General features: G+C 64.1%; 8 protein-coding genes. All 8 read left to right on the top strand.

Annotated features, from left to right (window positions below):
• The first annotated feature begins 181 nt into the window (after positions 1–181).
• The 8 genes from GTZ97_RS09515 (at position 182) to GTZ97_RS09480 (ending at position 11,979) form a co-directional block, all read left to right on the top strand.
• Positions 182–1,342: a ribonucleotide-diphosphate reductase subunit beta gene (locus tag GTZ97_RS09515; protein ID WP_161650359.1), complete on the top strand. Its 1,161-nt coding sequence runs from the start codon at positions 182–184 to the stop codon at positions 1,340–1,342.
• A gap of 157 nt (positions 1,343–1,499) precedes the next feature.
• Positions 1,500–1,997: a histone gene (locus tag GTZ97_RS09510; protein WP_161650358.1), complete on the top strand. Its 498-nt coding sequence runs from the start codon at positions 1,500–1,502 to the stop codon at positions 1,995–1,997.
• Positions 1,998–2,197: 200 nt separating this feature from the next.
• On the top strand, positions 2,198–2,389 hold the full coding sequence (locus GTZ97_RS09505; RefSeq protein WP_161650357.1) for a hypothetical protein: 192 nt from the start codon (positions 2,198–2,200) through the stop codon (positions 2,387–2,389).
• Positions 2,390–2,594: 205 nt separating this feature from the next.
• Positions 2,595–4,259: an energy-dependent translational throttle protein EttA gene (gene ettA, locus GTZ97_RS09500; protein WP_161650356.1), complete on the top strand. Its 1,665-nt coding sequence runs from the start codon at positions 2,595–2,597 to the stop codon at positions 4,257–4,259.
• A 232-nt stretch (positions 4,260–4,491) separates the two neighbouring features.
• Positions 4,492–5,517: a hypothetical protein gene (locus GTZ97_RS09495; protein WP_161650355.1), complete on the top strand. Its 1,026-nt coding sequence runs from the start codon at positions 4,492–4,494 to the stop codon at positions 5,515–5,517.
• 220 nt (positions 5,518–5,737) lie between these two features.
• The gene (locus tag GTZ97_RS09490) at positions 5,738–6,799 is read left to right on the top strand and encodes a putative solute-binding protein (protein WP_161650354.1); all 1,062 of its coding nucleotides are present in this window, start codon (positions 5,738–5,740) and stop codon (positions 6,797–6,799) included.
• A 108-nt stretch (positions 6,800–6,907) separates the two neighbouring features.
• Entirely contained in the window at positions 6,908–9,055 is a 2,148-nt protein-coding gene (locus tag GTZ97_RS09485) for a TRAP transporter large permease subunit (protein WP_161650353.1), read from the top strand.
• 101 nt (positions 9,056–9,156) lie between these two features.
• Positions 9,157–11,979, top strand: coding sequence for a zinc-dependent metalloprotease (locus GTZ97_RS09480; protein ID WP_161650352.1), 2,823 nt, complete (start codon positions 9,157–9,159; stop codon positions 11,977–11,979).
• The last annotated feature ends 46 nt before the right edge of the window (positions 11,980–12,025 follow it).

The following is a 12,025-nucleotide window of genomic DNA, read 5'->3' as shown; positions in this document are numbered from 1 at the left end:
TCAGCCCGCATGATGCGCATGCGTGCGGGCCCTTTCATGAAGACATTGCAAGCACGTGCGTCGCGGCCTGATCGCCTGATGTCCGATGCAAGCCAGCAACAACCACTGGTCCGCAATGTCAAGAAGTACTTGGTGTTTTTCACAACACCCTTCCATAATCCACCTTCATAGGATGTCAACCATGTTGGTCTGGGAAGACGATTCGTCCAAATCCTCATCCAAGCCTCAAGGCTTTGCAGCCACATCGCGCGACGATGTGCGCGGCACCCCTGTCTCCGCATCGCCCGCTGCATCGGCTTCCACAGCTGCTTCCGGCGGCACCTCGCGTCGCGTGAACGTGGCCGACAAGCGCATCATCAATGGTCAGACCGATGTCAACCAGCTGGTGCCCTTCAAGTACAAGTGGGCCTGGGAAAAGTATCTGGCCACTTGCGCCAACCACTGGATGCCGCAAGAGATCAACATGTCTCGCGACATCGCGCTGTGGAAGGACCCGAACGGCCTGAGCGAAGACGAGCGCCGCATCATCAAGCGCAACCTCGGCTTCTTCGTCACCGCCGACTCGCTGGCTGCCAACAACATCACGCTGGGCACCTACCGCCACATCACGGCGCCCGAATGTCGCCAGTTCCTGCTGCGTCAGGCCTTTGAAGAGGCCATCCACACGCACGCCTATCAGTACATCGTTGAGAGCCTGGGTCTGGATGAGTCCGAGATCTTCAACGCGTACAACGAAATCCAGTCCATCCGCGACAAGGACGAGTTCCTGATCCCGTTCATCGACGCGATCATGGACCCGAACTTCAAGACCGGCACCACCGAGAACGACCAGACGCTGCTGAAGTCGCTGATCGTCTTCGCCTGCCTGATGGAAGGCCTGTTCTTCTACGTGGGCTTCACGCAGATCCTGGCCCTGGGCCGTCAGAACAAGATGACGGGCGCCGCTGAGCAGTACCAGTACATCCTGCGCGACGAGTCGATGCACTGCAACTTCGGCATCGACCTGATCAACCAACTCAAGCTGGAGAACCCGCACCTGTGGACGCCTGAATTCAAGGCCGAAATCAAGGCGCTGTTCATCAAAGCAGTCGAACTCGAGTACCGCTACGCTGAAGACACCATGCCGCGCGGCGTGCTCGGTCTGAATGCGTCGATGTTCAAGGGCTACCTGCGTTACATCGCCAACCGCCGCGCCGTCCAGATCGGACTGGAGGAGCTCTTCCCCAACGAAGAGAACCCCTTCCCGTGGATGAGCGAGATGATCGACCTGAAGAAGGAACGCAATTTCTTCGAAACCCGCGTCATTGAATACCAGTCGGGCGGGGCCCTGTCCTGGGACTGATCAACGTGCCGCAAAGAGCACCGGATCACCCGTTCAGGCCTGACCGGCCTACCCCATTCACTGCACCGCACTCAGATCCTAGGGGGTGTCGGGTGGTGAATCCTGTGTTGCCAGACAGCAGCACAGTGCTCTTTGCAACTTGATCAAGGAGATCCGTATGGCAACTGCGAAGAAAGTGGCAGCTAAGAAAGCCGCCCCGGCCAAGAAGGCCGCTGTGAAGAAGGCTGCGCCCGCAAAGAAAGCCGCCGTGAAGAAGGCGGCCGCTCCGGCCAAGAAGGCTGCAGCACCCAAGAAGGCTGCACCGGCCAAGAAAGCCGCCGTGAAGAAGGCTGCACCAGCCAAGAAAGCCGCCGTGAAGAAGGCCGCACCCGCCAAGAAGGCTGTGGTGAAGAAGGCCGCTGCACCGGCGAAGAAGGCTGTTGCACCCAAGAAGGCTGCCGCACCGGCCAAAAAGGCCGCCGTGAAGAAGGCCGCACCCGCCAAGAAGGCTGCGGTGAAGAAGGCGGCAACGCCCAAGGCTGCCGCTCCCAAGAAGGCGGCTCCGGCCAAGAAGGCAGCGGCCAAGAAGCCCGCTCCTTCCAAGCCTGCCCCTGCGGCCAAGACCACCCTGAGCCCGCAAGCTGCCTGGCCGTTCCCGACCGGCAACAAGCCCTGAGGCTCTGCGGCGCACGCTGCACTGAAACCCGGCTCCGGCCGGGTTTTTTTATTGCCAGGCGAAACGCTTTCCCCTCACTTGGGCGCTGTTCCCCGTGACAACCCGCGGCTAAAGTCATTCTGACGGCCGCGATTGCGCGATCACCCCCGCCCGACGGCCGCCGCGCGTTACCGCGCCAGAACGGGGTCAGGAGCCCAAGCATGTCTGCCCACACGCCGCACGATCCCACTCCCTCGCAGATCGCCGAAATGCAGTCGGCGCTGTTCACGCTGCGCGACAGCCTGATGAACCTGAAGATGTCGCTGCTGGATCTGGCCGCCATGACGGACGAGCAGATCCAGCGCCAGGCCGAACTGGAAACCGACAACCTGCTGGCCCGCCTGCGCGGCTGAGCGCACACGGCGCCTGAGACATTCCAAGTCGAATTCACTCGGCTGATGGCCTCAGCTTGCTTTAAGCTACAGGGTTTGGCGCAGGATCGCGCGCGCAGCCCCTGAACTGGTTGCTCGCCTGCGCTGCGCATTCCAACACTGATGTCCAACCGGTGGGCCGCAAGGCCAGCACCGGTTGTTCTTTTTTCCGGAGGTCCATGTCACCATGGCACAGTACGTCTTCACCATGAACCGCGTCGGGAAGATCGTTCCCCCGAAGCGACAGATTCTCAAGGACATCACCCTGAGCTTCTTCCCGGGCGCCAAGATCGGCGTGCTGGGTGTCAACGGTTCGGGCAAGTCCACCTTCCTCAAGATCATGGCCGGGGTGGACAAGGACATCGAGGGCGAAGCCGTCCCGATGCCCGGCATCAAGATCGGCTATCTCCCCCAAGAGCCCGAACTCAACCCCGAGCAGACCGTGCGTGAAGCGGTTGAGGAAGGCATTGGCGGCGTGCTGGCAGCCAAGAAGCGCTTGGACGAGGTGTATGCGCTTTACGCCGAGCCCGATGCCGACTTCGACGCGCTGGCCGCCGAGCAGGGCGAGCTCGAAGCCATCATCGCTGCAGCCGGCTCCGAGAACACCGACCTGCAGTTGGAACTGGCCGCCGACGCACTGCGACTGCCGCCTTGGGACGCCAAGATTGGCCCGCTGTCCGGCGGCGAAAAGCGCCGCGTGGCCCTGTGCCGCCTGCTGCTGTCCAAGCCCGACATGCTGCTGCTCGACGAACCCACCAACCACTTGGACGCCGAATCGGTGGACTGGCTGGAGCAGTTCCTCAGCCGCTTCTCTGGCACCGTGGTGGCCATCACCCACGACCGCTACTTCCTGGACAACGCTGCCGAGTGGATTCTCGAACTCGACCGCGGCATGGGCATCCCGTACAAGGGCAACTACTCCGACTGGCTGGACGCCAAGGAAAAGCGCTTGGAGCAGGAGCAGAAAACCGAAGACGCCCGCGCCAAGGCCTTGAAGCAGGAACTGGAATGGGTGCGCAAGAACGCCAAGGGTCGCCAGGCCAAGAGCAAGGCCCGCCTGGCCCGCTTCGAAGAGCTGAGCGACGTCGAGTACCAGAAGCGCAACGAGACCAACGAGATCTTCATCCCGGTGGCCGAGCGCCTGGGCAACGAAGTGATCGAGTTCAAGAACGTCACCAAGTCCTTCGGTGACCGCGTGCTGATCGACAACCTGAGCTTCAAGGTGCCCGCGGGCGCCATCGTCGGCATCATCGGCCCCAACGGCGCCGGCAAGTCGACGCTGTTCCGCATGATCCAGGGTGTCGAGAAACCGGACAGCGGTGAAGTCGTCATCGGCAAGACCGCGCAACTGGCCTTCGTCGACCAGAGCCGCGAAGGCCTGGACGGCAGCAAGACCGTGTGGGAAGACGTCTCGGGCGGCCTCGACAACATCGTCGTCGGCAAGTTCGTGATGCCCTCGCGCGCCTACATCGGCCGCTTCAACTTCAAGGGCAACGACCAGCAAAAGCTGGTGGGCAACCTGTCGGGCGGTGAGCGCGGCCGTCTGCACCTGGCCAAGACGCTGGCTCAGGGCGGCAACGTGCTGATGCTCGACGAGCCCTCCAACGACCTCGACGTCGAAACCCTGCGCGCGCTGGAAGACGCGCTGCTCGAGTTCGCCGGCAGCGCCATGATCATCTCCCACGACCGCTGGTTCCTCGACCGCATCTGCACGCACATCCTCGCGTGCGAAGGCGACTCGCAGTGGTTCTTCTTCGATGGCAACTACCAGGAGTACGAAGCCGACAAGAAGAAGCGTCTCGGCGAAGAAGGTGCGCGCCCCAAGCGCGTGCGCTTCAAGCCCATCCGCTGAAACCCCGAGCCCCCGTACAAGCCCGTCCCTGGACGGGCTTTTTTGTGCCAGGCCGACCATGCAACTGCAGGTGATCGGGGGCTATCCCTAGTGGGTGTGCACTCGGTCACGCCAGTGTGCAGGGCTAGAATTTCCCGCGTACCTGTCTGTGAACAGTTCACGCCACAGACCCCTTCCGGCGCGGCCCGCCGCCCGACGCACCATTACGCCAATCTCGCTGGAGACCTCTTCCATGACCTCACGGATGCCCCGTCTGCTCACCTTGATCGCAGCGGCCACTTCGGCCCTGACGCTGGGTGGCTGTGCCTTGATTCAATCGAACGTCAGCGGCACCACGCTGAGCATCCTCGAAGACGGCTTCACCCCGCCCACGCTGCAGATGAGCGATGTGGAGATGGTCTGCAACTTCTCGGCCGTGAACACCCCGCTGGTCGGAGCCGCGCGCAACTTCTATGGCGACCCGTCGCTGATGGAAACCGTGTTGCTCTCGTCGGCTGGCGTGTGCTCCGAGAACGCAGCATTGGCCGAAGAGATGCGCTACTTGCGCGCCTCGAAAGAGAAACGCTCGGATGAAGCCATCGACGCCCGTGTGGCCCAGAAGCGCATTCTGGCCACCGCCGCAGAGCGGCAGTACACCGCCTTCTTCCGCATGAGAACGAAGATGGAGCAGAAGTACTTCATCAAGTACGGCAGCAGCTGCCCCCGCTTCAAGCGCGACTTCGATGAACTGGTTTACTTGCTGGGCTCGGTCGCAGGTCTGCAGGCCATGCAGAACGACATTGCAGGCCAGCAGACGGTGGGCGTTCCGACCGATACGGCCCCCCTGGTCGAGAAGGCGATGAACTGCCTGGACAACACCAAGTGGTGGGGCGTGCCCAAGGCCGCTCAAGCCGTGGTGTGGAGCATCATCCCCGGCGCGAGCGATGGCAAGGACGTAGACGGCACCTTCGATGCAGCCATGAAGCTGGGCGAACGCAACGGGGTGCGCCTGCCGCACGTGATGGCCGCCGTCGCTGCACAGTCAGCCGACAACAAGGACAAGCTGCGCGCCGTGATCAAGCGCTTCACCTCGGTCCAGAACTTCAAAGCCAATCCGGACTACCGCCTGCTCGACGCCATCGCGGTTTCGCAGATCACCAACATGTCAGACCGCATGTGGACCCAGAACACCGGCACCCGCACGCCCATCATGGGATTGGGCAAGTTCTGGGACGACAAGGCGGGCGGGGACATCGACGCTGACAGCTTCCTCAACTGACCAATCTGGTGCATGCAGGTGACCCATAGGGAATTCCCTTCCCCTATGCGTGTGGGGAGGGGTTTGCCTGGAGAAACTTCGTCCCCGATATAGTTACAAAGTGTCATCGCTGGCGCTGGCGCGCAAGCCGTCGCAGGAACGGAGCGTGCTAACCCAACACCGAGACGCAGTCGAGGGCCCGCGGTCAGGGCCCTCGGCTTTTTGGTTCCGAGGAGACAACATGAACTTGGTCAAGAAGACGGGGGCGATCAGCGTCATTGCGCTGGCCGCCATGGGTGCAGCGAAGTCTGCACAGGCTCAAGGTGCGGCGCAGCGGATCTGCGTCTATGACCTGCTGGGTGCTGCAGGCGACCTGTTCAACATGGCCAAGGACTACCAGGTGGCCATGCAGCGCCACGGTGTCAACATCGAGCTCAAGGGCTTCACTGACGAGCGCGTCGCTGCTGACGAATACCGCACCGGGCAATGCGCTGGCTTCATCGCCACCGCCTTCCGCACACGGCCCTTCAATGCCGTGGCCGGCTCGATCGACACGCTGGGTGCCACGACCATCGTGCGCGACGGCAAGATCGACATCAACGCGAGCTACGACGTGGTACGCAAGCTGGTGCAGACCTTTGCCGCACCGGCTGCAGCCAAGCTGATGGTGGAAGGCGCGCACGAGGTGGGCGGCATCATCCCGCTGGGCGCAGCCTACCCCATCGTCAATGACCGCCGCATCAACACGGTCGAAGCGCTGGCCGGCAAGCGAATCGCCTCGTTCGACTACGACAAGGCCCAGGCCGTGATGATCCAGCGCATTGGCGCACAGCCGGTGTCTGCCGACATCACCAACTTCGCGACCAAGTTCAACAACGGCTCGGTGGACATGATTGCTGCGCCGACGCTGGCCTACCGCCCGCTGGAGCTGCACAAGGGCGTCGGCACCAAGGGTGCGATGGCCCGCTTCCCCATCCTGATCCTCACCTATCAGGTCATCCTGAACCACAGCAAGTTCCCGCAGGGCTTCGGCGAGAAGTCGCGACAGTATTGGGCTGGACAGTTCGATCGCGCACTGCAGCTGGTCAAGCAGGCCGATGCCAGCATCCCGCCCAATGTGTGGATGGACCTGACGCCCGAGAACTCCTACAAGTACACGCTGATGCTGCGTGAGTCGCGCATCGACATCGCTCAGCAAGGTCTGTACGACAAGCGCGGTCTTCGCATCATCAAGCGCGTGCGCTGCAATGTGAACCCAGCCGACCCCGAGTGCTCGACCAAGTCGGAAGAAGACTGGAAGTGACGCTCGGCCGGTCCATGAGCCCGGCTGAACCCGGCGCACGAATCGGTTTCGTGCGCCTTTTTTTGGGTTGACGGTCGCCGTTGATCCACACCTCACCCCACACATCCCATGCACGCACCCAACTCACGCAAGCTCCTCGGGCGCACCTTCCTGGAGTGGTTCTCCAGCCTGCCGGTCTTCGCCCTGTTGCTGTTGACGCTGATCATCGGCACCGGCGAGATGGTCCATGGCCAGCTGCTGCGCCTGGGCGAGTCGATGTTCGGCGACCCCGCCAAGCAGGTTCAGTACTTCATGCTTCGCGCCGACCCGGTCAAGCCTGACTGCGATGCCAACCTCGACATCGATGCCGAGGTGCAACGCCAGCTCAATGGCGGCGCCCGCGTCGACGACGACCTCGACGCCCTGTTCGGCGACAGCGGGCCGGCCGACCCGGCTGTGCTGCGCCAGTCCATCGAACAGGCGCAGGCCATCTGCAAGGCCAAGCACAGCATGTACGAGCGCGTGTCTGCCAGCCTCACGCCCGAGGTCAAGGCCTACCGTACCCTAGAGACGAGCTTCTTCGGCCTGTTCAAGCTGGGCATGGAGAACCGCCCATTGATCCTGCTGATCATGGTGGCCATCGGTGCGGTGACGACCACGCTGGGCTACCACCACATCGGCATCCGTCCCGCCGTGTTCACGCGTGACTTCAAAGCGCAGACGTGGTCGCAGGTGTTCGCCAATGCGCTGTTGTTGTTCTCGACGGTGCGTTACTACCAGATCCTCGGACAAGGCGGCACGGTGGAGGATGCCCATCTGCACTTCATCTGGATGGCCACGTTTGCGGCCATGCTGGGCATCAATGCATTCCGCCTGTTCAAGCCACACCCCAAGGCCTCTGAGGGAGACGGCAGCTGGGGCAAGGCGCTGCTGGCCGTACCGCTGTATGCCAACATGGCCATCATCGCAGGCATCTACTTCCTGCTGATTGGTCACCCATCCGGTCTGGCGATCTACATCAACCAGTTGATGGCGCTGCCGAGCATCTTCATGAACCTGGCCCTGTTCATCTGGGCGGGCATGCTGCTCAAGCAGAGCCGCGTGATCGATCTGGTGCTCAACGTGATCCGGCCGTGGAGCCTGTCGCCGCAGCTGCTCACCTACATCATCCTGATCATCGCGTCGATCGGCACGGCCTACACCGGCGCATCCGGCATCTTCGTGATCGCCGCTGGCGCCGTGATCTACCACGAGGTGCGCGCAGCCGGCGGCAGCCGCCAGTTCGCGCTGGCCGCCACAGCCATGTCCGGCTCGCTGGGCGTGGTGCTGCGGCCCTGCCTGCTGGTGGTGATGATTGCCGCGCTGAACAAGCAGGTCACCACCAATGGGCTGTATCACTGGGGCTTCTATGTCTTCCTGCTGACCTCGACGCTGTTCTTCCTGGTTTCGCAAATGCTGCGTACCCAGCGTGCCGCCATCGAGTCGCCAATGGTGGCCATTCCGGGCATGTTGCGCGAACTCATCCCGCTGGTGCCCTACATTGCCGTGACGGCCGGCATCATCGCCTTGTACGAGTACGGTCTGGACACCAAGCTCAACGAGATCACGGCACCCACCATCATCCCTGTGATGCTGCTGCTGATCCTGATCTTCGACAAGGTGCTCAACAAGGGCAAGGCCGAGATCACGCCAGACTACGCCAGCCACCGCCAGGAGGGTGTGGAGCGCTCCGTGCGCTACGCCACCACCGAAACCATTGGCCACATCGGCGCCCTGTTGAGCTTGATGACGCTGTCGCTGGCCGTGGGCGGTGTGATCGAGCGTTCGGAGGTCATGGAGCTGTTCCCGCAGGTCTTCGACAGCCGCTGGACGGCGATGGCCTTCCTGATGGTCGTCATGGTGTTCGTCGGCATGATCATGGACCCGCTGGGCGCAGCCATCCTGGTCTCGGGTACGCTGGCACCGGTGGCCTACGCCAACAACATCGATCCGCTCCACTTCTGGATGATGGTGCTGGTGGCCTTCGAGCTGGGTTACCTGTCGCCGCCCGTGGCGCTGAACCAGTTGCTGACGCGTCAGGTCGTGGGCGACAAAGAAGTGGCCATTGCCGACAAGGAAGTCCAGCATCTCGGCTTCTTCCGGCGCTACGAGCGCTGGATCCTGCCGCTGATCGTGATGGCCAGCGGCCTGACCATCGTGGGCTTCGGTCCGCTGGCAGTGCAGGACTTCGAAGCACTGTCGTTCGTGAAGGACTGGTTCCCGGCCGCGCCTCACTGATGCACAACGGCGCGCCATCGAGGCGCGCCCCCCTGCACACGCACACCCGGTGTGGTCGTCCTGGCCCACCGGGTTTTTTCATGGGTGGTAAGGTCATGGTCATGAACTCCCGGTTTCCGTGTCGCCCGACGGCCGGCCTGGCCGTCTTGCTCGTGCTGTCGGCGTGCAGCCAACTGCCAACAGGCGCCCCACAGACGTCTTCCTCAGGCCTCGCCGCCCACCCGCCCAATGCCGCAGTAGCGGCCCAGACGAGGCCGCAGACGGCGCCCGCGTCGATCACTTCCCCCGCGGCCCCCGCTGCCCCGGCGGCCCCTGTAGCGCCTGCAGGCACCGCACCACCCGGCACACCACCGGCCTTCGATGTCCTGACCCGCGGGGCGCAACGCGAAGCTGGCTGGCTCCCCATCTGGCGCAAGCAGGACAAGGTCTGGATCGAACTGGCGCCAGACCGCTTCGGGCAGCCCCTCTTTCTCTCACCCAAGCTGTCCAGCGGGATCGGCGAAGCCGGCATCTTTGGCGGGCTCATGCAAAGCCGCTCGGCCAGCGTGGGGCGGCCGCAATGGGTGGCATTCCACCGCGTGCACCAGCAGGTTCAGTTGTTGGCCATGAACGCAGCCTACGTGGCGCAATCGGGCAGCCCGCAAGCCCGGGCGGTTCAGCAGGCCTACTCCCCCAGCCTGGTGGCCAGCCTTCCACTGGCGTCGGCGCCCCATCCTCAGACCGGGGCGGTGCTGGTGGATGCCTCGCAATGGCTGTTCACCGACTGGATCGGTCTGAGCCCGCGTTTGCAGCACGCGTTCCGGCAGGGCTACGCACTGGACGCCCGTAACAGCCAGATCCTGCAGGCCAGGCCCCAGGCGGGCAGCCTCGTGCTCGAAGCGCGTCTGCACTACGCGACCCCCTCGCTGGCACAGGGCGGCAGCGGCAGCAACCCACCCGTGCTGCCCAGGACATTGCCCGATCCCCGCAGCCTGTTCATCAACGTGCACTACACGTTGTCGCCGCTGCCGGCCCAACCGATGCGCCCGCGCCCAGCCGACGCGCGTGTGGGCTACTTCACCACCACCGTGACGGACTTTGGCCAGGAGTTCACCCGCCAGCCGCGTCTGCGCCACATCCATCGGTGGCGGCTGGAGAAGGCCGACCCAACCGCAACTCGCTCGCGTCCGAAGAAGCCGATCGTGTTCTGGCTAGACCCGAGCATCCCGGTGGCCTACCGAGGCGCCATTCGCGAGGGTGTGCTGGCCTGGAACTCGGCCTTCGAGGCCATCGGCTTCGAGGACGCGATCCAGGTGCGCGAGGCCCCCGATGCCGAACAATTCGACACACTGCAGACCGAGCACGCCTCCATCCGCTGGATGACCAATGCGCGGCCCGTGTTTGGCGCCATCGGGCCCAGCCATGTGGACCCGCGCACCGGTGAGATCCTCGACGCCGACATCGCGCTGGAAAGCCTGTCGTCGCGTGCGGTGCGCACACTGCGCAGCCAGTTCTGGACACCGGATGGTGTCGTGCAGTCGGGCGGCGAGGCCATCGAAGACAGTGTGAGACCGTCGCTTGGGCACGCGCATGAGGCCCCGCACGATGACGCCTGTCTGCACGGCCTGCATGCCCGCGAGCAGCTGCAATGGGGCCTGGAAGCATTGGCCGCGGAGCGGCCCCTGGCGGCCGACGACCCTGAGGTCGAAGCCTTCGTGCTCGCCTACCTCAAGGACACGACCATGCACGAGGTCGGGCACGCGCTGGGTCTGAGGCACAACTTCAAAGCCTCGACCTGGCGCAGCCTGCAGGCGATGTCGCATCCTGTGCTCACACGAGAGCAGGGACTGGCCGCTTCGGTGATGGACTACCTGCCCATCAACCTGCCCCGGCCGGGCCAGTCTGGCGGTGCACCGTTCCAGACCGTACTGGGCCCCTATGACCACTGGGCCATCGCCTACGGCTACGGCGACCACGGCACGGACGTGGCGGCCGAGCGCGCCGCCCTACAGCGCCTGGCGGCCCAGGCTGACGATCCGGTGAGCGGCCGCGCCCTGCGCTACGGTACCGACGAGGACAACCTGCTGGGTATGGACCCCGAGGTGATGACCTTCGATCTCGGCGACGACCCCGTGGCCTTTGCCGAACTGCGCATCGCGCTCGTACACGACCTGATCCAGCGTCAAGCCGCTCGCCCCGTGCAGCCAGGCGACGAGCCTGGCGCGTTGCGACGCGCGATGGCGCTCGGCCTGAGGGAGTTGCAGCGCGCCAGTGCCGTGCTGTTGCGTCAGGTTGGCGGGCTGCACACCCCCCGTCTGGGCGCCGACAGCCCGCGCGACACGTTGATCCCTCAGACAGGCGAGGTGCAGCACGCGGCGCTGCGCATGTTGGCCCAGCACATCTTGCAGGCCGATGTACTGCGTCTGCCTCCGGATGTGCTGCGCCGCATGGGTCCCAACCACCTCGACCGTCAGGATGATGGGCTGGACAGCCTCGTCATCACCGACTTTTCGGTGGCTGACCAGCAACTCGCGCTGCAGCGCCCGATTCTTCAGCATCTCATGGGCGAGCCCCTGGCCATGAGGCTGCTCGACAACGCCGAGAAGCTGCGCGACCAGCCGGGTGCCGCGCCCGGGTTCGCGGACGTCCAGCGCCACCTGAGCCGCACGATCTGGGCCGAAGCCGACGCACGGCCCGACATGGCCGCGTGGCGCCGCAACCTGCAACGCGAACATGCTGGGCTGTTGGCAGCAGCGGTGCTGCGCACTCAGCACGCCCGTGCGGACACCCGCGCCGTCTACCTGCAGGAAGCGCGCTGGCTGATGGACTGGCTGCGCCGCCACCCCGGCACGGGCCTGGGCCCGCAAGAGCGCGTTCATCGCCAGGACGTTCTGGACACCTTGCAGCGTGCGATGGCAGCCAGTTGGATCCGCGCCGCCGGCTGAGCCCCCAATGAGGGTGAAGCCGGGCCGCACCTTGCGCGGCCCATCC

The organism is Aquabacterium fontiphilum, assembly GCF_009909205.1.
Classification (GTDB): Bacteria; Pseudomonadota; Gammaproteobacteria; order Burkholderiales; family Burkholderiaceae_C; genus Aquabacterium; species Aquabacterium fontiphilum.
Note: the sequence above shows the minus strand (reverse complement) of the source record. Positions and strands in the feature narration are given on the sequence as shown.

Coding starts and splice junctions, on each gene's coding strand:
- GTZ97_RS09490 (WP_161650354.1), top strand. CDS start 5,738: ATGAACTTGGTCAAGAAGACGGGGGCGATCAGCGTCATTGCGCTGGCC.
- GTZ97_RS09515 (WP_161650359.1), top strand. CDS start 182: ATGTTGGTCTGGGAAGACGATTCGTCCAAATCCTCATCCAAGCCTCAA.
- ettA (WP_161650356.1), top strand. CDS start 2,595: ATGGCACAGTACGTCTTCACCATGAACCGCGTCGGGAAGATCGTTCCC.
- GTZ97_RS09485 (WP_161650353.1), top strand. CDS start 6,908: ATGCACGCACCCAACTCACGCAAGCTCCTCGGGCGCACCTTCCTGGAG.
- GTZ97_RS09510 (WP_161650358.1), top strand. CDS start 1,500: ATGGCAACTGCGAAGAAAGTGGCAGCTAAGAAAGCCGCCCCGGCCAAG.
- GTZ97_RS09505 (WP_161650357.1), top strand. CDS start 2,198: ATGTCTGCCCACACGCCGCACGATCCCACTCCCTCGCAGATCGCCGAA.
- GTZ97_RS09495 (WP_161650355.1), top strand. CDS start 4,492: ATGACCTCACGGATGCCCCGTCTGCTCACCTTGATCGCAGCGGCCACT.
- GTZ97_RS09480 (WP_161650352.1), top strand. CDS start 9,157: ATGAACTCCCGGTTTCCGTGTCGCCCGACGGCCGGCCTGGCCGTCTTG.